The organism is Lentzea sp. NPDC054927 (assembly GCF_053610285.1).
Map to the genome: position 1 here is coordinate 94,007 of NZ_JBSGXZ010000026.1, position 20,728 is coordinate 114,734.

General features: G+C 68.0%; 20 protein-coding genes and 1 tRNA gene. 8 read left to right on the top strand and 13 right to left on the bottom strand.

Features of this window, described 5'->3' with window-relative positions; genetic code table 11:
• Positions 1–125: 125 nt before the first annotated feature.
• Together ACWGE0_RS28830 and ACWGE0_RS28835 are read left to right on the top strand one after the other, a co-directional pair.
• Complete coding sequence (locus tag ACWGE0_RS28830) at positions 126–716, top strand: PadR family transcriptional regulator (protein ID WP_452264026.1); 591 nt, start codon at positions 126–128, stop codon at positions 714–716.
• Positions 713–1,855, top strand: a complete 1,143-nt coding sequence (locus ACWGE0_RS28835) for an FAD-dependent oxidoreductase (RefSeq protein ID WP_452264027.1) — start codon at positions 713–715, stop codon at positions 1,853–1,855. The genes ACWGE0_RS28830 and ACWGE0_RS28835 overlap by 4 nt, the downstream gene beginning before the upstream one ends.
• Here ACWGE0_RS28835 and ACWGE0_RS28840 read toward each other — a convergent pair.
• Both ACWGE0_RS28840 and ACWGE0_RS28845 read right to left on the bottom strand, forming a co-directional pair.
• A complete protein-coding gene (locus ACWGE0_RS28840) occupies positions 1,840–2,511 on the bottom strand; it encodes a response regulator (protein WP_452264028.1) in 672 nt (223 codons plus the stop codon). The genes ACWGE0_RS28835 and ACWGE0_RS28840 overlap by 16 nt on opposite strands.
• A complete protein-coding gene (locus ACWGE0_RS28845; RefSeq protein WP_452264029.1) occupies positions 2,508–4,079 on the bottom strand; it encodes an ATP-binding protein in 1,572 nt (523 codons plus the stop codon). The genes ACWGE0_RS28840 and ACWGE0_RS28845 overlap by 4 nt, the downstream gene beginning before the upstream one ends.
• Before the next feature lie 145 nt (positions 4,080–4,224).
• On the opposite strand from ACWGE0_RS28845, the gene ACWGE0_RS28850 reads away from it, so the two are divergent.
• The 4 genes from ACWGE0_RS28850 (at position 4,225) to ACWGE0_RS28865 (ending at position 10,210) form a co-directional block, all read left to right on the top strand.
• Positions 4,225–5,205 (top strand): Bug family tripartite tricarboxylate transporter substrate binding protein, encoded by a 981-nt coding sequence (locus tag ACWGE0_RS28850; RefSeq protein WP_452264030.1) that lies wholly within the window; start codon positions 4,225–4,227, stop codon positions 5,203–5,205.
• Positions 5,202–5,705, top strand: a complete 504-nt coding sequence (locus tag ACWGE0_RS28855) for a tripartite tricarboxylate transporter TctB family protein (protein WP_452264031.1) — start codon at positions 5,202–5,204, stop codon at positions 5,703–5,705. Before ACWGE0_RS28850 ends, ACWGE0_RS28855 begins: the two co-directional genes overlap by 4 nt.
• A complete protein-coding gene (locus tag ACWGE0_RS28860; protein ID WP_452264032.1) occupies positions 5,698–7,194 on the top strand; it encodes a tripartite tricarboxylate transporter permease in 1,497 nt (498 codons plus the stop codon). The genes ACWGE0_RS28855 and ACWGE0_RS28860 overlap by 8 nt, the downstream gene beginning before the upstream one ends.
• 136 nt (positions 7,195–7,330) lie before the next feature.
• Positions 7,331–10,210, top strand: coding sequence for a BTAD domain-containing putative transcriptional regulator (locus tag ACWGE0_RS28865; RefSeq protein WP_452264033.1), 2,880 nt, complete (start codon positions 7,331–7,333; stop codon positions 10,208–10,210).
• Here ACWGE0_RS28865 and ACWGE0_RS28870 read toward each other — a convergent pair.
• Both ACWGE0_RS28870 and ACWGE0_RS28875 read right to left on the bottom strand, forming a co-directional pair.
• A complete protein-coding gene (locus tag ACWGE0_RS28870) occupies positions 10,182–10,919 on the bottom strand; it encodes a hypothetical protein (RefSeq protein ID WP_452264034.1) in 738 nt (245 codons plus the stop codon). The genes ACWGE0_RS28865 and ACWGE0_RS28870 overlap by 29 nt on opposite strands.
• Before the next feature lie 107 nt (positions 10,920–11,026).
• A complete protein-coding gene (locus ACWGE0_RS28875; RefSeq protein ID WP_452264035.1) occupies positions 11,027–11,830 on the bottom strand; it encodes a calcium-binding protein in 804 nt (267 codons plus the stop codon).
• Positions 11,831–11,977: 147 nt separating this feature from the next.
• Between ACWGE0_RS28875 and ACWGE0_RS28880 the strand changes: the two genes are divergently transcribed.
• Positions 11,978–12,337: a helix-turn-helix domain-containing protein gene (locus ACWGE0_RS28880; RefSeq protein ID WP_452264036.1), complete on the top strand. Its 360-nt coding sequence runs from the start codon at positions 11,978–11,980 to the stop codon at positions 12,335–12,337.
• Here ACWGE0_RS28880 and ACWGE0_RS28885 read toward each other — a convergent pair.
• The 8 genes from ACWGE0_RS28885 to ACWGE0_RS28920 all read right to left on the bottom strand — a co-directional run bounded on the left by ACWGE0_RS28885 (position 12,334) and on the right by ACWGE0_RS28920 (position 17,919).
• Entirely contained in the window at positions 12,334–12,924 is a 591-nt protein-coding gene (locus tag ACWGE0_RS28885; protein ID WP_452264037.1) for a ClpP family protease, read from the bottom strand. The two genes, ACWGE0_RS28880 and ACWGE0_RS28885, sit on opposite strands and share 4 nt — an antisense overlap.
• Positions 12,921–13,535: a ClpP family protease gene (locus ACWGE0_RS28890; RefSeq protein ID WP_452264038.1), complete on the bottom strand. Its 615-nt coding sequence runs from the start codon at positions 13,533–13,535 to the stop codon at positions 12,921–12,923. Before ACWGE0_RS28890 ends, ACWGE0_RS28885 begins: the two co-directional genes overlap by 4 nt.
• Positions 13,536–13,592: 57 nt before the next feature.
• Complete coding sequence (locus ACWGE0_RS28895; protein ID WP_452264039.1) at positions 13,593–14,423, bottom strand: SMP-30/gluconolactonase/LRE family protein; 831 nt, start codon at positions 14,421–14,423, stop codon at positions 13,593–13,595.
• Entirely contained in the window at positions 14,420–15,325 is a 906-nt protein-coding gene (locus ACWGE0_RS28900; protein ID WP_452264040.1) for a sugar kinase, read from the bottom strand. Before ACWGE0_RS28900 ends, ACWGE0_RS28895 begins: the two co-directional genes overlap by 4 nt.
• Positions 15,322–16,089 (bottom strand): hypothetical protein, encoded by a 768-nt coding sequence (locus ACWGE0_RS28905; protein ID WP_452264041.1) that lies wholly within the window; start codon positions 16,087–16,089, stop codon positions 15,322–15,324. Before ACWGE0_RS28905 ends, ACWGE0_RS28900 begins: the two co-directional genes overlap by 4 nt.
• Before the next feature lie 75 nt (positions 16,090–16,164).
• Entirely contained in the window at positions 16,165–16,971 is an 807-nt protein-coding gene (locus ACWGE0_RS28910; RefSeq protein ID WP_452264042.1) for a cellulose-binding domain-containing protein, read from the bottom strand.
• Between the two features lie 541 nt (positions 16,972–17,512).
• Positions 17,513–17,586 (bottom strand) — tRNA-Leu (locus ACWGE0_RS28915).
• A 51-nt stretch (positions 17,587–17,637) separates the two neighbouring features.
• Positions 17,638–17,919: a metal-sensitive transcriptional regulator gene (locus ACWGE0_RS28920; protein ID WP_045314461.1), complete on the bottom strand. Its 282-nt coding sequence runs from the start codon at positions 17,917–17,919 to the stop codon at positions 17,638–17,640.
• Between the two features lie 324 nt (positions 17,920–18,243).
• Here ACWGE0_RS28920 and ACWGE0_RS28925 point away from each other — a divergent pair, with 324 nt between their 5' ends.
• Entirely contained in the window at positions 18,244–18,585 is a 342-nt protein-coding gene (locus ACWGE0_RS28925; RefSeq protein WP_452264043.1) for a histone-like nucleoid-structuring protein Lsr2, read from the top strand.
• A 123-nt stretch (positions 18,586–18,708) separates the two neighbouring features.
• Here the strand turns inward: ACWGE0_RS28925 and pabB are convergent, their stop codons facing one another.
• The gene (gene pabB, locus ACWGE0_RS28930; protein WP_452264044.1) at positions 18,709–20,706 is read right to left on the bottom strand and encodes an aminodeoxychorismate synthase component I; all 1,998 of its coding nucleotides are present in this window, start codon (positions 20,704–20,706) and stop codon (positions 18,709–18,711) included.
• Between the last annotated feature and the right edge of the window lie 22 nt (positions 20,707–20,728).

A 20,728-nucleotide genomic window follows, 5' to 3' on the forward strand; every position in this document is an offset into this window, starting at 1 on the left:
CGGCCTGTACCACCAAGTCTGGAACCGGGACAGATCCCGGTCAATACGAGGTATAGACCAATCAATCAAATAGTTGACATCAACTAGTCAGCATCGGATAGTTGATACCGACCAAGGAGGTCGCAGTGCGCCGCAAGGTGTCGAACCCGCTGGCCCTGGCTGTGCTGGCGTTTCTCGTGATGGGCCCGCAGCATCCCTATGAGCTGGGCAAACAGCTCAAGGAGACGGGCAAGGACCGCGACATCAAGTACAACCGCGGGTCGCTCTACATGGTCTTCGAGCAGCTGTTGAAGGCCGGTTTCGTCACCGAGCAGGAGACCGTCAAGGACACCCAACGGCCTGAACGCACGGTCTACGCGTTGACCGACACCGGGCGTGACGAGCTGTACGACTGGATGCGCGAACTCGTCCGCGACCCGGTCCACGAGTACCCGCAGTTCGGTGTGGCGCTGTCACTGATCTCGGTGCTGGACCCGGCGGAGACCGTGGAACTGCTCCGCACCCGCGCCGAGGCGCTCACCAAGACCATCGACGAGACGCGCGCGATGGTCGCCAAGGCCACCGGCGACGGGGTCGAGTGGATCTTCCTCGTCGAGGAGGACTACCGGCTCTCGGTGCTGGAGGCCGAACTGCGGCTGGTCGAGAAGCTCACGGGGGAACTGTCACAGGCCGACTACCAGCGCCGGTGGCACGAGATTTTCGGGAGGGACAAATGAAAGCGTTAGTCATCGGGGGCGGCATCGCGGGACCGGTCACCGCGCTCGCCCTGCAGAAGGCCGGGATCGACTCGGTGGTCTTCGAGGCCTACGACACGACCGCGGACGGCGTCGGCGGCATGTTGTCCGTGGCACCCAACGGACTGGCGGCGCTGAAGCTCGTCGGCCTGGCATCCGACTTCGGCGAACCCTTGCGGCACATGGTGATGTCCGACGCCAAAGGGCGCACGCTGGGCCGCATCACCGGTGAGCTGAGCCGTGTCGTGACGCGCGCCGAGCTCTACCAACGGTTGCGCGAGCTGACGGTGGCACAACAGGTCAAGGTCGAGTACGGCAAGCGGCTCGTGGACGTCGAAAGCCGCGAGGACGGTGTCACCGCAACGTTCTCCGACGGCACCAGCGAGTCGGGCGACGTGCTGATCGGCGCCGACGGCATCCGGTCGGCGGTCCGCAAGATCATCGATCCGGACGCGCCCGAACCGGAGTACGTCGGCCTGCTCGGGTTCGGTTCGTACGCCGAGAACAGCGGTGTGCACGGCGACCAGGAGACGATGTACTTCGTGTTCGGCAGCTCGTTCCTCGGCTACTGGGAACAGCCCGACGGCACCATCGCCTGGTTCAACAACCTCGCGGTCGACAAGCCGATGACCCCGGCCGAGGTGAACGCGGTGCCGTCCGAGACCTGGCTGGCACGGCTGCGCGAGGCCTACGGCGACGACATGCCCGCGAAGCAACTCCTCGCGCACAGCCGGGAACTGGTCGGCGTGGGCCCGCTGGAGATCATGCCGAGCGTGCCGCACTGGTACCGCGACCGGATGGTCCTGGTCGGCGACTCCGCCCACGCGCCGAGCGCCAGTTCCGGCCAGGGTGCGTCGCTGGCGGCCGAGTCGGCGGTGCAGCTGGCCCAGTGCCTGCGGGACATCCCGGACATCACCGAGGCATTCACGACCTACGAACGGTTGCGGCGCCCTCGGGTCGAACGGATCGCGGCACGGGCAGCCAGGACGAACAGCGACAAGCGGGAGATGGGCTTCCTGACCCGGTTGCTGATGCCGATCGTGATGAAGGCCTTCGGGGCCAAGGCGTTCACCAAGGACCAGAACTACCGCATCGACTGGGACGCTCAGGTCAGCCGGTAACCGTGCGCGGGCCGGTTCGCCATGCCGTACCGCGGTTGCACCTCGGCCTTTCCGATCGTCACGAGGTGCTCCAGATAACGGCGCGCGCTCACGCGTGACATCCCGGCCCGCTCGCCCACCTCCTGCGCGGACAGATCGCTTTCGCTGTCCCGCAAGGCATCCGTCACCAGCCGCAACGTCACGGCCGACAATCCCTTGGGCATCACCAAAGCACGTGGCCGGTGGTGCATCAGCTGGTCGACCTCGTCCTGGTCCAGCACCTGCCCCAGCCGTTGCACCTCGATGCGCTGGGCCAGGTACTCCCGCATCCGGTCCAGGAACGCCGTCCGCGTGAACGGCTTCACCAGGTAGTTGTCGACGCCCCTGGACATGGCCTGCCGCACGGTCTCCCGTTCGCGCGCGGCCGTGACCGCGATGACGTCGACCGGCGGCCCGTTGCGGGCGCGCAACCGGGCCAGCACCTCGAGCCCGGACATGTCGGGCAGGTGGATGTCCAGCAACACCAGGTCCGGCCGCAGCGACTCCACGGCACGCAACGCCTCGCCGCCGCGGTGGGCTTCCCCGACCACCTCGAACTCGGGCATCGCCTCCAGGAAGCCCCGGTGGATCGCGGCTACGGCGAAGTCGTCGTCGACGACCAGCGTCCGCACGCTCATCGGTTCCCCGTTTCCGGCAGCCACACGTCGAACGACGCGCCGCCGAGCTCCGAGTCGGTGATCGCCACCCGGCCGCTGCGCCGGGTGACCACCCTCGACACCAATGCGAGTCCTATCCCCCGGCCGTGCGCTCCCATTACATCCTTCGAACTCACGCCCAGGTCGAAGATGCGACCACGTTGTGACTCAGCCACACCTGGACCGTCGTCGTCCACCACGACCCGCACTCCCGTGACCGACGAGCGCACCAGCACGCGCACCACGCCTCCGGTCTCCACCGCGTCCACCGCGTTGTCGAGCAGGTTGCCCAGCACGGTCAACGCGTCGTCGCCCGCGCGGATGTCCACCGAGCTCTCCGGATCCAGCCGCAGCTCCACGCCGCGTTCGTGCGCGGTGGAGGACTTGGCCAGCAGCAACGCCGCCAGCGCCGGGTCCGCGTTCGCACCGTCGATGATGTCCGCGGTGAGCGAGCCGGCGCCACCGACCCGTTCGATGTAGGCGACCGCGTCGGACTGCCGCTCCAGATCCAGCAGCCCACCGATGACGTGCAGGTGGTTGGAGAACTCGTGGGCCTGCGCGCGCAGCACCTCGGTGACGGTCCGTTGGCCGTCCAGTTCGCGCAACGCGTCGTGCAACTCGGTGCGATCGCGCAACGTCAGCACGACACCGACGGCACGGTCGTGTGTCTTCGCCGTCATGCGGTTCGCGACCAGCACCCGTTCCCCGGCCAGCACGAGCCGGTCCGCCACGTCGTCCACCGACCGCGCCAGGTCCAGCAGCCCGTCGTCGAGGACTTCCTCCGCCGGCTGGCCGGTGGGGTCGTCGGTGAGGCCGAGCAACCGCATCGCCTCGTCGTTGACCAGCGCCAGCCGCTGGCGGTCGTCCACGGCCACCACGCCCTCGCGGATGCCGTGCAGCATCGCGTCCCTGGTCTCCAGCAGCTGCGCGATCTCGGCCGGCTCGAGCCGGAACGTGCGGCGCCGGACCAGTTCCGTGACCAGTGCCGCGCCGAGCACCCCGACCAGTGCGGCCGCCGCGAGCCATCCGATCAGCTGCGGCAGGTCCTCGGCGAGGTCGTCGGACAGCTGGCTCTCCAGGATGCCGACCGAGGCCATCCCGATGATCCGCCCGTCGGCCGCGCGCACCGGCACCTTCGCCCGAAGAGACGTGCCGAGCGTGCCGGTCTCGGTGCCGACGAACACCTCACCGGACAGCGGCGTGCTCGGGTCGGTGGAGACGCGTTCGCCGATGCGTTTGGGATCGGGGTGGGCGTACCGGACGCCGTTGCGATCGGTGACCACGACGTACGTGACCTGCGAGGCCTTGCGGATCAGTTCTGCCAGCGGCTGGATGATCACCGACGGTTGTGGTGAGTCGAACGCCTGCACGACGGTCGGCAGCTGGGCGACGCTCTCCGCCACGGACAGCATCCGGTCCTTGTACGCCTCGCGGATGCGGTCGCTCTGCAACTTGGCAGCGAGCAGCCCGGCGGCACAGGTCGTCATCAGCACGATGACCGCCTGCAACACCAGGAGCGACACGCCCAGCGAGAGGGACCGGCGAAACATGGAGTGCATTCTTGCGCAACCAGTGTGAACCGCGTCACGAACTAAACGACCAATACGTCTTTTACGACCGATGCACACGTTTACGCAGCCGTCATACCTAGCGTTCCCGCCCAACGTCCGGCAACGAAGCTGAGGAGTGGGCTCGATGGGTGCAGGCTGGAGACGAGCGGTCGCGTTGACCGCGGTCGGACTGGTGCTCGCGGGATGCGGTCAGGCGGCGAAGAGCTCCGGCGGCGGTGACGCCATCGGCAAGCTGGAGATCATGGCGCCGGCCGACCCCGGCGGCGGCTGGGACCAGACGGCGCGCGCCATGTCCGCGGCCGTGTCCGGGGCGAAGCTCGCCGGATCCGTGCAGGTCAGCAACGTGGGCGGCGCGGGAGGCACGGTCGGGCTGCAGAAGCTCGCGAACGAGCGGTCCACCTCGTACCTGATGATCACCGGCCTGGTCATGGTCGGCGCGGTGGAGACCAACGCGTCCACGGCCCGGCTGGAGGACACCACCCCGATCGCCCGGCTGACCGCCGAGGACGAGGTGCTGGTGGTGCCCGCCGACTCGCCGCTCAAGTCGGTCGACGACCTGCTGGCGGCCGTCGCGGAGAAGGGCAAGGGCGTGTCGATCACCGGCGGCTCGGCCGGCGGCACCGACCACATCCTCGCCGGGCTGCTGCTCAAGGCGAAGGACATCTCCCCGGACAAGCTGAACTACGTGCCCTACTCGGGCGGTGGCGAGTCGCTGGCCGCGTTGCTGGGCAAGAAGGTCGACGCGGGCATCTCCGGCATCGGCGAGTACCGCGAACAGATCAAGGCGGGCAAGCTGCGCGCGCTCGGCACGTCCGGGCCCAACCAGGACCCGACGCTGAAGGTGCCGACCTTCAAGGAGCTGAACCTGGGCGTCGAGCTCACGAACTGGCGCGGGGTCGTGGCGCCGGGCGGGATCACGCCGGAGGCCAAGGACCGGCTGACCAAGCTCGTCACCGACATGCACGCGAGCCCGCAGTGGAAGGAAGAGCTGTCCAAGAAGGGCTGGACCGACACGTTCCTCAGCGGCAGCGAGTTCTCCACGTTCCTGAACAAGGAGGTCGGCCGCATCCGCCCGGCGCTGCAGAACATCGGGCTCGTGAAGTGATTTCAGGAAAGGTCTCGGCAAAAGTCGAGGAGTACGTGTTCGGCGGTCTGGTCGCGGCGATCGGGGTCTTCACCCTCCTCGACGCGACCACGATCGCCGCGCGTGCGGACAACGCGGTCGGGCCGCGTGCTTTCCCTTACGCCGTAGGGGTTCTCCTCGTCGCGACGGGCGTGGCGGCGATCATCGCCACGGCCCGCGGCAAGCTCGGCCAGGCGGAGGAGAGCGAGGACGTCGCCGTCGACAGCCGCACCGACTGGGTCACCGTGGGCAAGCTGGTGGCCGTGCTCATCGCCCATCTGGTGCTGATCGACCTGGTCGGCTGGCCGGTCGCGGCGACCGTGCTGTTCTTCGGCGCGGCGTGGACGCTCGGCGCGGTCTGGTGGCGTGCGCTGCCGATCGCGGTAGCACTGGCACTGGTCGTGCAGGTGGTGTTCGCGTACGGACTGGGCCTCTCGCTGCCCGCCGGGATCTTCGAAGGGGTGCCGTTCCTCGATGGATAGCATCACCGCTCTGCTGGAGGGTTTCGCGACCGCCGCGCAGCCCGCCTACCTGCTGTACGCGCTGCTGGGCGTCACGCTCGGCACGGCCGTCGGCGTGCTGCCGGGCATCGGACCGGCGATGACGGTGGCGTTGCTGCTGCCGTTGACCTACACGCTGGACCCGACGGCGGCGCTGATCATCTTCGCGGGCATCTACTACGGCGGCATGTACGGCGGATCGACGACGTCGATCCTGCTCAACACGCCGGGTGAGTCCGCGTCGATCGTGACTGCCTTAGAGGGCAACAAAATGGCGCGCGCCGGACGTGGCGCGGCGGCGTTGGCGACGGCGGCGATCGGGTCGTTCGTGGCGGGCACGATCGCCACGGTGCTGCTGACGCTGCTGGCGCCGACCATCGCGGACATCGCGGTGACGCTCGGTCCGGCCGACTACGTGGCGCTGATGGTGGTGGCGTTCACGACCGTGGCGGCACTGCTCGGGTCGTCTCCGGTGCGCGGGCTCGCGTCGTTGGGGCTCGGCCTGTTCATCGGCCTGATCGGCACGGACACACTGTCGGGCCAGCAGCGGTTCACCCTCGGGGTGTCGACGCTGGCCGACGGCATCGACGTGGTCGTGGTGGCGGTCGGTGTGTTCGCGGTCGGCGAGGCGCTGTACGTGGCGTCGCGGCTGCGGCACGGGCCGATCGAGGTGATCCCGGTCGGCGGCAAGTGGATGACCCGCGAGTTCTGGGCACGCTCCTGGAAACCGTGGCTGCGCGGCACGTTCATCGGGTTCCCGATCGGCACCGTCCCCGCGGGTGGCGCGGACGTGTCGACGTTCCTGTCCTACGCGGCGGAGAAGAAGCTCTCGAAGAAGCCGGAGGAGTTCGGGCACGGCGCGATCGAGGGCGTGGCAGGTCCCGAGGCGGCCAACAACGCTGCCGCGGCGGGTGTTCTGGTGCCGCTGCTGACGCTGGGCCTGCCGACGTCGGCGACGGCCGCGGTGATCGTGGCGGCGTTCCAGAGCTACGGCATCCAGCCGGGACCACTGCTGTTCACCAACAACTCGGCGATGGTGTGGGCGCTGATCGCGTCGCTGTACATCGGCAACGTGATGCTGCTCGTGCTGAACCTGCCGCTGGTGAAGATGTGGGTGAAGGTGCTGCAGATTCCGCGGCCGTACCTCTACGCCGGCATCCTGCTGTTCGCGGCGCTGGGCACCTACGCGGTGAACTTCGTGGTGGACGACCTGATCGTGCTGCTGATCATCGGTGTGGCCGGGTTCTTCATGCGGCGGCACGGATATCCGGTCGCGCCGCTGGTGGTCGGGCTGATCCTCGGGCCGATGGCGGAGGAGCAGGTCCGGCGCACGTTGCAGATCAGCGAGGGATCTCTGAGCGCGTTGGTCACCAGTCCGTTCGCGGCGATCGCGTACAGCATCCTCGTGGTGCTGCTGGCCGTGGCGGTCGTAGTCCGATTGCGCAGGAAGAAAGTCGAAACTTTGGTGTAACGCAACGGCGTGCGCGACGATCTTGGGTCGTGGGAGGACAACGGTGATCCGGCGGCCCCGGCTAGAGGGGCTGCTCTGCACGACGAGGCTCACGACTCTCGTCGCACCCGCCGGTTACGGCAAAACGACGCTGTTGATGCAAGCAGACACCGACCGTCCGGTCGTGTGGCACACCTGCCAGGAAGGCCATCGGCTGTTGCAGCCGATGGCCATCGCCTTGTCTGCCAACTGGACCAGTGTCCCGGCACTGTCCGGTGAGGACGAAGCAGGGCGGGCGCACGCCATCGCGGGGCTGCTGGCCGACGCCTGGCCAGAGGACGTGCTGGTCGTCCTGGACGACATACAGGTGCTCAGACCGGGAGATCCGGCCGTTCGGCTGCTGGAGGCCCTCTGCCTGCAGCTGCCGCCGAGTGCCAGGATGGTTCTCTCCGGACGTTCGCTGCCGCCGTTCTCCTTGCGGCGGCTGAAGGTCGACGGGGACCTGACCGAGATCAACGCGGCCCAGCTGGCGTTCACGGCCGAGGAGACCACTGTGGTCGCTGGTCACGACGTGCACGACGTCACCGGCGGGTGGCCGATCGCGGTGCGTTTGGTCGCCGAGACGGGCACGGTGGAGGAACTCGGCGATCTGGTCGACGAAGTGGTGGGCAGGGAACCGGAACAGACGCGTGAGCTGCTCAGGGCCGCGGCCGCGTTCGATCGATTCACGTCCGATCTTCTGGTGCGGCTGGGGCATTCCGAGGCCTCGGCGATTCTGCACGACCTCGCCCGGCGCGGTCTGTTCGTCGAACACGTCCGCGCGGAACCGGGCTGGTTCGCTTTGGTGCCGTTGGCGCGGGAGTTCCTCGAACCCGCTGTCGGCGTGCACGCGGAGGCGGCGCGCTGGTTCACGTCACGCGGTGAGTACGTGCGCGCGGTCGATTCCCTTGCCGCGCTGCAGGATTGGCCCGGAGTCACGGCTCTGCTCGACGACGTGCTGCGGACGGGTGGCGCGGACGCCGTGCTCACCGCGACGGCACTGGTTCCGGAGGAACAACGCACGGCTGAGGTGTGGCAGCTCGAAGGGGTCGCACATCAGTTGCGCGGTGAGTGGTTGCAGGCGGCCGACCGGTTCACCCAGGCCACTGAGGACGGGCTCACGGCGGAACTGGCGTGGCGCATGGCGTGGATCCAGCATTTGCGCGGCGGACCGCAGGACGCTTTGCAGATCTGCGATGAATACGTTCCGGACGGTTCCGATCCCACGGCGGAGTCGATGCTGCTGAGCACGGCTGCCAGCGCGCACTGGGCGTTGGGCAACCTCGAAGCCGCGTCTGACAAGGCGAACGAAGCCCTGAAGACCGCGACGAACGACAGCGCGATCGGCACCGCGCACACCGTGCTCGCGATGGTCGCTGCGGCGCAAGGGAAACGCGACGAGCTGACCGAGCACTACGACATCGCGCTCGACCACGCGCAGAAAGCCGGCGACGTGCTCGGTGCCATCCGCATCCGCTCGAACCGGGCTTCGCACCACGTGGAGGCGGGTGAGCACCGGGCGGCGTTGCAGGAGATCGAGGAGATGCTCCCGCTCGCGGACGTCACCGGTTTCGCCACGTACCGGGCGATCGGGCTGCACAACCGCGGCGAGGCGTTGCTCGGGCTGGGCCGGTTGGACGAGGCGGCGGCGGACTTCCACGCCGCGCAACAGGTGTTCGACCAGGCGGGCAGCTGGCTCGCGGCGGCACCGCTGGTCTACCTGGGCGAGGTGCACCGACTGCGGGGCGACCGCGCGCTGGCGGGATTCGCGCTGCACGAGGCGTTGCGGCTCGCATCGGCCAAGAACACCGTGCCGCACCTGGTGCTGGCGCACGTCGGGCTGGCCGAGCTGTTCTCCGACGACGACCCCGACCTGGCGCGGGAGCACGCCCGCAAGGCGTTGGAGCTGGGCGAGAGCGTGGCGGCGTTGCTCGTGCTGGGGTGGCTCGACCACGACAAGGGCCTGTGCCAGGAGGCGATGGAGATCGCGACCCGGCGAGGTGACCGGGCCGGGTTCGCGCGGGCGTTGCGGTTGCGGGGAGTGCTGGAACGCGACCCGGTGCTGCTCGACCAGGCGCTGACGTTGTGGCGCGAGATCGGCAACCCGCTCGGTGAGATCAGGGTGCGCACGGCGCAGGCGATGCTGATCGGTGGTGCCGCGGGCGAGCGACTCGCCGCGGAGGCCCGGCAACAGGCCGCGGACCTCGGTGCGCGGGTGCTCGCCGAGGCGGCCGCAGCGGTGGCCGAGACGTGCCGGAAGGCGAGCAGGCCCGCGTTGTTCATCCAGACGCTGGGCGGGTTCCGGGTGCTGCGCGACGGTGAACCGCTGCCGCCCGCCGCCTGGCAGTCGCGCAAGGCCAGGGACCTGGTGAAGATCCTGATCGCCCGGCGCGGCAGGCCGATCACCCGGGAGGGCCTGGGAAACCTGCTGTGGCCGGACGAGGAACCGGAGAAGGTCGCGAACCGGCTGGCGGTGGCGTTGTCGACGGCCCGCAGCGTGTTGAGAGCCGGCACGGGAATCGTCGCCGAGGGTGACGCGATCCGGCTCGACCCGGACGTGCTGCCCGTCGACGTGGTCGCGTTCCTCGCCGACGCACGGGCCGGACTCGCTGCGGCACAACGGAATTCGTCGGAGGCGCAGTCACTGCTGGCGGCCGCCGAGTCCGCGTACCACGGTGACTTCCTGGAGGAGGATCCGTACGAGGACTGGGCGGCCCGCCTGCGCGAGGAAGCCCGGTTGATCTACCTGCAGGTGGTGGCGGTGCTCGCCGCACGGGCCGAGTCCGGTGGGGAGTACGCGCTGGCGAGCAGGTACTGCCTGCGCGTACTGGAACGCGACCCGTACGACGAGCCGGCGCACCTGATGCTGGTGCGCGTCCTCGCCGCCGCAGGGAGCCATGGCGAGGCTCGGAGGTGCTACCAGACCTACGTCACGCGGATGCGCGACATCGAAGTGGATCCGCGGCCATTTACTGCGAGCACACGACGTAGGGCGTGATCGACCACCGGATGGCCTGGCCCTGCGCGTCCGTCGCCTCACCGGTGACGGTCGCGCCGGGGCCGTCCGGGACGACGTCGTCGATGATCGCGCCGGCGACCGCACCACCGGCGCTGACGGGCTGCTCGTCTCCCTGGCACGCAACGGACTTCGACGCGGTCTTGGTCATCACGACCGAGGGGCTGCCGCCGCGCAGGACCAGCCCCGGCCGGGTACCGCAGATCGCGTGCGCCGTCACGGTCGCGTCGTCAGGTGCCTCGACCAACGCGCCCTTGAGGTTGTTCTTGGGCGCGAGCTTGGTCAGGTGCACGCCGTCGGTCTCCCCCGCGACGCCGAGCGACTTCTGACCGGCGGGGCAGGTCGCCTCGACGTTCTTCGTGTCGCTCTTGGACACCAGCGTGACGTCGCCGGGCGCGCAGTTCGCCCGCACCTTCACCAGCCACGGCTGCACGGTCCCCGCGCCGTGCTCGACCGCCGTGACCTCCACGCTGGTGAGGTCCGCGCTCGGCCGCATCCGCGTGATCGTGGTCCGTTCCCCGGTCACCGAACCGCCGGTGCCGACGACCTTCGTCCCGCTCGGGCAGCTGACCGAGACGGTCTTGCCCACCGAGTTCGCCGGGCTGATGGCCTGCACCGCCACGACCTCACCAGTCGCGGCGTGTGCCACAGCCGGGCTGGTCAAGCTCAGCACGAGCAGGCCGGTGCTCATCACCTTCACGTTCCATCCCCCTTCGGGTCCGCGGGCTCTCTCAGCCCGCGGACCCGAAGGATGCCGCGCTCGCTTAAAGCGGTCTTAAGGTCGCTGTTGACCCCTGATCAGGGGCAGCTGACCAGGACGTCGCCGTCCTCAGCGTCGAGGCAGGTGTCGACCCCGAGACCGCCGTTGAGCGTGTCGTTGCCGGCCGCGCCCCAGATGAGGTCGTTGCCGTTGAGGGCCGCGATGCTGTTGGCCAGCCCGTTGCCGACCAGGTGGTCGACGAAGTTGGTGCCGGTCAGGTTCTCGACGTCTCCCGCGACGTAGTCCTTGAGCGCCAGCATGTCGTAGCCGTCGTCGGTGCCGGAGCCGATGGTCACCGAGACACCCGAGTTCGGGTGCAGCGCGCTGCCGACGCTGTAGTCGACCCGGTCCACGCCGGTGCCGCCGTACACGTTGACGCCACCGCGCTTCGGCCGCAGGTGGTCGACACCGTCGCCGCCGCTGATCGTGCCCTTGGCGCGGGTCTCGATGACGTCGTTGCCCGCCTCGCCGTACACGTGGGCGGGCATCGCGTCGGCGTTGGTGTTGTCGTACGCGATGTTGATGCGGTCGTTGAGGTCGTTCGCCTTGACCTGGATCGACGTGATCAGCTTCGTGGCGCCGGACTCGTAGACGCAGTTGGCGTTCGCGCCACCCAGCGTGCAGCCCGCGCCGACGGCCAGCAGGTCGCCGGAGTCGGTGACGGTGAGCCGGTGGTTCACCGGGTCCAGGCCGACGGTGATGTTGTTCGTCTTGCCGGCCTCGGCCTCGACGATCAGCACGTGGTTCTGCACGTACGCCGTGGTGTGCGGCTGTGCGTGCGCAACCGCGGGCATCGCGATCGCGGCGAGGGTGGCGGCACCCAGACCGATGAGCATTCTCATGCTGTTGTCTCCCCTTGGTGGTCGTTGCCTTGCGGGGAACAGCCTGCTCAGCGCTCTTTCGGCCACCTTTGGGCCGTTTTAGGGTCGTCTTTCTGCTCCTAGCAGAACGCCCCTTTGCGGTGGTCGCGGTGCTGTCACCATGACCACATGGCCGAGATCCTGGACTTCAACCGCACTCCCGAGCTTCCGGAGCCGTTGTGGCGCGAGGCCCTGGGCCGGAAGCTGCGCGAGACCAGAGAGGCGCGCGGCGACCGCCTGGTCGACGTCGCCGAGAGGGCAGGCATCTCGGTGCAGTACCTGTCCGAGATCGAACGCGGCCGCAAGGAACCGTCGAGCGAGATGATCGCCGCTGTCACCGGGGCACTGGGCGTGGACCTGGCCGACCTGTTGATCAGCATCGCCGGCCAGGTTCGCCACTTCCAGCGCGCCCGCACCCAGTTCCACACCTCGCGCCCCGTCGGCCGTCCGTCCGGCCCGGTCGCCATGGCTTTCTCGCTGGTGGCCTAGCCGCGGCGTTCGAGCACTCGGTCGGCCAAGCCGTACTCGACGGCGCCCAGCGCGTCGAACACCCGGTCGCGGTCGGTGTCGTGCCGCAGTTCCGGCACGCTCCGGCCGGTGTGCCGGGCCAGGATCTCCTCCAGCTGCGTGCGCACCCGGACCACCTCGTCGGCCGCGAGGATCAGGTCCGGGATCGTGCCGCGCCCCTGCGCCGCGGGCTGGTGCAGCACGACCCTGGAGTGGGGCAGCACGGCCCTGCGCCCTTCCGCACCCGCGGCCAGCAGCACGGCCCCGGCCGCCACGGCCTGCCCGACGCACGTCGTCGCCACCGGCGCCTCGATGTAGCGCATGGTGTCGTACAGCGCGAGCATCGCCGCAGGGTCGCCACCCTCGCAGTTGATGTAGAGGCTGATCTCCAGATCCGGGTTGTCCGCCTCGAGGTGCAGCAGCTGGGCGATCAACGCGTTGGCGACGCCGGAGTCGATCCCGGTGCCGAGGTAGACGATCCGCTCGGACAGCAGGTGCGAGTACACGTCCATGACGCGCTCGCCACGTGCGTCCCGCGTGATGACGTTGGGAATCGTGTAAGTGCTCATGCGGCAGCTCCCGAGTGCAGTCCAAGCCTGTGGTTGCGCACGGGCACGACCTGCCCGAGATTGCTGACGACGTGGTCGATGAACCCGTACTCACGCGCCTGATCCGTGGTGAACCAACGGTCGTGCAGCGAGTCGGTGAAGATCCGGTCGAACGGCTGCCCGGTGTCCTCCGCGATCAGCCCGAGCACGGTGTCCCTGGTGTGCCGCAGGTCGTCCGCCTGCACCTCGACCTCGACGGCCGAGCCACCGATCCCCGAACTCCCCTGGTGCATGAGGATCCGCGCGTGCGGCAACGCGAACCGCTTGCCCGGGGTTCCCGCGGACAGCAGGAACTGTCCCGCACTGCACGCCAGTCCCAGCGCCAGCGTCGCCACGTCGCACGGCACCAGCCGCATGACGTCCCGGATCGCCAGCATCGAAGGCACCGAGCCGCCGGGAGAATTGATCCACAGCGCGATGTCCCGCTGCGGATCCTCCCCCGCCAGCGACAGCATCTGGGTCGCCAGCACCGTTCCGTTGTCGTCGTCGAGGGCGCCGTCGAGAATCAGCACTCGCTGACTCAAGAACCGTTCCCTCAGCCCAGCGCTGAACAGCTTCTCGTTGTCTGCCATGCCCCTGACGATGCCGACTCGACGGGGCCGCCCGCCTCTTTCTCTGCTGTCGGCAGATCAGCCCACAGCAGGCAGGTACTCGTCCGCCGGGCGGCCGGGGATGTTGACGTCGACGGCGAACAACGCGCCGTCGTGCAGCGATGGGCGGCGCAGGCCGTGTTTGGCGGTGGTGATGAACAGCCGGCCCATGTCCGGCCCGCCGAGGCAGACGCTCGTGGGCTGCCGGGCGGGAAGACGAACCTCCCGGTCCAGCCTGCCGTCCGGACCATAGCGGCGAACGACCGACGAGCCCCAGAAGGCGATCCACACGTTGCCCGCCACGTCGGTGGTCATGCCGTCCGGGGTCTGGTTCGGGGTGTGCAGGAAGACGCGGCGCGCACCCAGTTCGCCGTCGAGGCCCACGTCGAACCGGTGGACCACGCCGCGTGCGCTGTCAGCGAGGTACATGAGCCTGCCGTCGTGGGAGAACGCCGGCCCGTTCGGGATCGTCAGTCCTTTGAGGACGGGAGAGGGCGAGCCGAACAGGTGCAGAGCGCCGGTGCCGGGTTCGGTGTCGTAGGCCATCGTCGTCACCCAGAACCGGCCTTCTGGATCGGCCACGGCGTCGTTCACCCGCATGCCGTCGCCGGCGAAGTTCTCCTGCGCGGGGCCACCGAGCAGTCCGGCGCCGGTGCCGAACGCGGCCATCAACCTGTCGCTGCCCCGCACGGGCGCGACGGCGCCGACGGGGACCGGGAGCTTCGCGATCTCCTTGAACGGGGCGGGAACATCGCCGGAGGTTTCCAGCACGCGGCCGGCCAGGAGGTCGACCACGACGAGTTCGCCGTTGATCCAGCGGGCGCCTTCGCCGAGTTCGAGCTGTTCGAAGTTCCACTGCGTCAACGTCATCGGACGGTGCTCCCTGATTGCAGGTCCAGCAGTTCCAGGTCGGTGCGGGTGGGCAGTCCCTGCCAGTCGCCGGGGGTCGCCACGGCGAACGCGGCCACGGCGTTGCCGCGCCGCAGACGTTCGGCCGGGGCCAGTCCGTCCAGCAGGCCCGAGAGGTATCCGGCCACGAACGCGTCACCCGCGCCCGTGGTGTCGACGGCCGTGACCTCGTGGGCCCGCGCTTTCCACTCACCTTCCGAAGTACGGGCGGTGGCACCGTTCGCGCCGTGTTTGACGACGACCTCGGGGATGTCGTGATCATCACCGGTGATCGGCAGCTCGTCATCGGAGGCGATCAGCACGTCCACCTGCTTCAGCAACGGCCGGATCGCCCTGGCCGCTTCGTCCGGCGACCAGAGCTTCGCGCGGAAGTTGACGTCGAAGCTGACCGTGCTACCCGCTTCGTGGCCGAGCCGGATCGCCTCGGTGACGGCCGCCAGCGCCGTGTCGCTCAACGCGCAGGTGATGCCGGTGACGTGCACGACTCGCGGCACACCGGTGTCGAACGCCCGTCGAACGTCCTCCGTGGACAACAGCGAGCCCGCGGATCCACTGCGGTAGTACAGAACTCGAGTGATGTCGGCGGTCCGCGGTTCGAAGAGGATCAGCCCGGTCCTCGTCGACGCGACCCTCGCGGCGCTGACGTCGACCTGTTCCGCCAGCAGCGTGCGCCGGACGAGCGCGCCGATCTCGTCCTCGCCCGTCACACCGCACCAGCGCGCGGCGTGGCCCAGTCGAGCGACGCCGATGGCCACGTTGGACTCGGCGCCGGCGATGGTCAGTTCCGCGGTACCACCGAGCCGGAACGGTCCGGCGGCGCGGAACGCACCCATGGTCTCGCCCAGGGTAAGCACGTCCGTCATACCGTTCCTTCCTCGTGTGCGGTGAGAGTCAGGCGCCACCGCACAGTTCCCGAAGCAGGAACGACCGCGACCGGACGAGTGGTGTCATCGCGGTCGAAAGTGCGGCCGAGCATGGGTTCCACGCCGATGCTGCGATACGGATCGTCTTCCGGCCACCCGCGCAGGTTGCGCCACAACGCGATGGAGGCGGGTTGGTCGGCGCACTCGACGCGCAGATCGAGCTGATGATCTCCATCGACCACACGGATCTCGCCGTGTTCCACCACCGCCCCGACCGCCGACCCGTCGTCGGGCCCGAGCAGGTCCAGACCCGCTGGCCACTCGCGCGACACCGGCACCGGATCCGTGATCAACACCGGTGTGCCAGCTGGTGCGACCAACCGACCGGCTTCGCTGACGTCGAGCAGCGCGTGCGCGGCCCACACGAACCGGTAGCCGGGCTCTGCCGTCAGTTCGTAGTCCGCGACAACAGCACCGTCCTGCGAGCCGACGCTTCGGCGGAGCTTGAAATCCGGGCAGTCCACACCGGATTCGTGCCACGGCCTGCTCCAGGCATCGCCGTGATCAGGAGTACCGCGGACGGTCGGGACGCACTCCTCCAGCCCACCCGCGTCCACGAACGGATCGCCCGGCCCGACGTCCGACCGCGCGGGATCAGTACGACGCCACAGCCACTCGCGTTGGGCTGTGCGCAGCGATGTCCACCGTCCGCCGAGGGCGTGATCGACCTCGACGTCCAGCGGCACAACCCTTGTGACCTGCACGGTTCGTCCCTGACATGATCAATCAATAGTTAATTACTAATTTATCTTGCCATGGTCGACCGCCAGGACCAACAGTCAACTCTTCGCGCAGGTCGTCCCGTTGAGCGTGAACGACGCGGGAGAGGTGTTCTTGTCGCGGTACGACCCGAGGAACCCGATCGACACTTCACGCCCCGGCGCGATCGTCGCCGTGTAGAACACGTTGGTCGCACTGACCCTCGCACCACGCTGCGACGACGACGCGTTCCACATCTGGTTCACGGTCTGACCGTCGCCGAAGGACCACTGCAACGTCCACCCGTTGATCGCCGCGCTGCCGGTGTTCCTGATCGTGACGCCACCCTGGAACCCGCCCGGCCACTGCCCGCTGACCCGATACGCGACAGTGCACGGCGGCGCTGCAGGTGGAGGAGGTGGCGGCACCGTCGTCACCACAACCGGCGGCGCCACAACGGCGGTGGTGGTCGTCGTCGCAACCGGCTTCGGCGGCTGAACGCGTTTGGGAGACGTGGCGCCCGTCGTCGCCACCACGTCCAGCCCGTTGCAGGGAAGTCCCCACAGACCACGGTTCTCGCGCGCCGCAGCAGCTTCCGCCTCGGCCAGCACCCCCGCCGCACCCTGCGCCCGCAACACACCCTCGCGCACGGCGAGCATCGCGTAGTCGGTGCCGTCCTCGAGCCACAGATTGACCTCGCCGGGAATGACGGACGTCATCCGAACCGGCCGCTCCACCAAGGTCTTCGTCGCGAACGCGATCGCCGCGGCCGCCCAGCACTCCGCCGGCGGCGCGAGCAACGAGATCCGGACACGCTCGCCGCTGTCCAGCAGCACCGTGCGCCCGTCGACCACCTCACGCACGAACCGCGGCACGTTCTCCTGCACATCGGTGATCAACGTAGGCGGCCGCGCCGGCCCACGCGTGAGCGCAGGCGGCGCCGGACTTTCCGCCGTGCACGCACACGTGAGCAGAACCATGAGAACTGACAAGGACTTCCGGACCACCAAAGGCTCCCGACGCGGTCGTTGAAACTTTGACGACCGTATCGCCCCACAGCCCTCAGCTCACTCCGCCGTTCGGCCTTGATCAACTACCCTGGGCGTGCCAGCGCCGCACTGGACCACGAGGTGCGTCCACTCCAGACGATCCACGCAATCTCCGGGCAGGCCGAACCCGCGCGCACCAAATACGCATCTCAAGAACCTTTACCCGCAATCCCCCGATTCCAATGTGGAATCACGCCCAGTCCCGAACTAGGGGTCGAGCGAAGCGACGACCCAAAGCGAGGGTCGAGCGAAGCGACGACCCGAAGCGGGGGTCCGGGGGCGCAGCGCCCCGGCTGGGGTCTGGGGGCTCGGCCCCCAGAAAACACCACGGGCGAGGTACGGTCTGCGCTTTCCGCAGACATACCTCGCCCGAAGGTCGTGCCCCCGGTGCGACTCGAACGCACACTGGACGGATTTTGAGTCCGCTGCCTCTGCCGATTGGGCTACGGGGGCGTAGCGACGTGAACTCTAGCGGATCAGGCCAAGAGGTTAAGCACCGGCCCTCTAGGACTTGACCAGCCGTCCGATGGCCGCCGACGCCTCTGCCAGCTTCGCTTCGGCCACCGGCCCGCCCTCCGCCGCTGCCTGCGCCACACAATGCTTGAGGTGCTCGTCGAGCAAGCCGAGCGACACCGCCTGCAACGCCTTCGTGGCCGCGGAGATCTGGGTGAGGACGTCGATGCAGTATTCGTCGTTCTCGACCATGCGCTGGAGACCGCGGATCTGTCCCTCGATGCGGCGCAGTCGCTTGAGGTATGCGTCCTTGTCCGCGGTGTACCCGTGCATCGGCTCCTGACCTTCCCTACCCCTGGCGGGTATGTCGAGGATACCTGCACCGGATGGGGGTGCGTTATGTCCGGCGCTGCTCCGTCAGCGGGAATGGTGAAGCGGCCAGCAAGCCCAGCAACGGGTCGAAGTGAGACGACTAGCAGCACATTTTGGACCCATAACACCCCCGTCGTTTCACCGGGTAAATGACCCGACCGGGCGGTTGGGTCACATTTTAGCGGCGAAAGGTTCGCCGTTTTTCGTCATCTGGACTATGGTGTTGTCGAAGCACGTGGTTACGTCGAGGATCCGCGTGCTATGTGAGTACCCAACGGAGGAACAGTGGCACAGCAGACCGTCGTCCAACTCATCGACGACCTCGACGGCGGAGAAGCCGACGAGACCGTGACCTTCGCACTTGACGGTGTCGAGTACGCCATCGACCTGTCGAAGGGAAATGCGGAGCGGCTTCGTGAGTCGCTGGCGGACTTCGTCGTCAAGGCCCGTCGTGCGGGTGGCCGCAAGCAGCGCAAGGGCACCGGCAAGTCGACGGTGAAGGCCACCGACAAGGCCGAAGCGCAGCGCATTCGTGACTGGGCCCGCGCGCAGGGGCACCAGATCTCGGACCGTGGTCGCATTCCGCAGAACCTGGTCGTGCAGTTCCAGGAAGCGCACGCCTCCTGACCTGCGCGGACACGCGAGGTTTCCACACGTCGGCCGGGCCGCCGGCCGACGTGTTAACCAAGTACCGACTCATCCGGATGGAACACAGACCGGTTCGTTCACACCTATCCCCGGAACGTGGGATCAACGACCCGGAAAGTCCGCTCCGAACAGGCGTAACACCGCTGTCGCCTTCACCGCGGTCTCCTCGAATTCCTCGTCAGGCGCAGACAGCGAGATCACAGCTCCGCCGACGCCGAAACTGACCTGGTCACCGTTCGCGACGAGCGTTCGGATGACGATGCTGAAGTCGGCGGCTCCGTTGAGCGAGAAGTAACCGAGCGCTCCCGAGTACACCCCACGTGGACCGGCTTCCAACCCATCAAGGATCTGCATGGTCCGGATCTTCGGGGCACCGGTCATCGAACCACCGGGAAACGCGGCTCGAACACATCGGACAGCAGAACTGTCCGCCCGAAGTCTCGCCCGCACAGTGCTCACCAATTGGTGTACGGTCGCGTAGCTCTCGACGTCGAACAACCGCGTCACCTCGACCGAACCCACTTCCGCGCACGTGCCGAGATCGTTGCGGACGAGGTCCACGATCATCAGGTTCTCCGCTCGGTCCTTGACCGAACGGGCCAACGTTGTGCGCAACATCTCGTCGTCGGCCTCATCAACACCGCGCGGGCGTGTGCCCTTGATCGGCGATGACTCCACGACGCCATCTCGGTCGACCCGGATAAATCGTTCGGGTGACGTGCTGAGCACGGACAGGTCACCGAAACGCAGCAACGCCCCGAACGGAACGGGATTTGCGGCACGAAGCAGCCGATAAGTGTCCCACGGGTCGAACGGGGCATCCCCCGTCGTCATGCACGACATCATGTTCGTCAGGCACGCCTCGTACGTCTCCCCCGCCGTGATCGCTTCCTGGCATGCGCCGATCAACTTGAGGTAGTGCGCGCGTGGATGCCGCAGCGTCACCTCCGACACGACCGGACGTGAAGGCTCACCCAAATGCCTCAGATCCGCCAGGACGGCGGAAACGTCGTCGAACCAGGAGTCGTCGGTCAACGAGAGCAAATAGACGCAATCGTCAACGTGATCGATGACCACGGCACGGTCCGCGAAGACGAACGACGCGTCTGGTTGTTCCGCGCGGTGTGCGAAGTCGCCACCGCACTCCGCCTTCAACTCGTAGCCGAGGTATCCGACCCAACCGAGTGCGAAGCCGAACGGCACGTCGGGTTGTTCAACGCCCCACGCCGCGAGGTCCTCGTCCAGCCACGAGAAGAAGGACGGGCAGGACAGCCGCTCGCCATCGACAACGAGCTCCTGATCCGGCACTGAGTACTGCGCGACGCGCGCCAGAGGCCCCGAAGCGTCTCCCATGAAGGAGAACCGGCCGCCGGACCCGCTGTCCAGCCAGAACGCGGTCTCAGACGCCCCGTAGAGCGCCGCGAAGGTTTCCTCGCCGTCCACGACCTGGTCGAGACGTCGAACGTGCACAGCGCGCCTCTGAGGCTCTGGACGAACCAGCAAGGGTTCCGGCACCGCGGCGGTCCGTGTGGGCGTCAGCGCGCCGAAGTTCGCGAGCATCTCGCGGCCGAAGTCCGTGCAGATCGACTCGGGGTGGAACTGCACACCCCACGCGGGACGGTCGAGAGCGCGCACACCCATCAGCACGGAGTCGTCGCTCCACGCGATGGGTTCCAAAGAAGAAGGCAGGTCCGTGACCGCTAACGAGTGGTACCGCACGACATCCAGCGGCGACGGCAACCCAGCGAAGACGTCAACGCCCGTGTGCGTAACCGGGGAAACGATCCCATGGCGTGGCACGGGCGCAGGGCCGACAACAGCGCCATAAGAAAGACACAGTCCCTGATGGCCGAGACACACGCCCAGCAACGGAATCTCGGCGTGCTCGATCACCGCGCGGCAGATGCCGAAGTCGGCGGGATTGCCGGGCCGGCCGGGTCCCGGCGAGATCACCACGTTGTCGAACGACCGCAGTGAGGCAAGCCGAAAGCGCGGGTCGTCGTTGTGGACGACCACGGGCTCGACTCCGTTCACCTCAGCCAGGTGCTGGAAGAGGTTGAACGTGAACGAGTCGTAGTTGTCGATGAGCAGGGTTCGCATTCCGAGACGGCACTCTACCTGC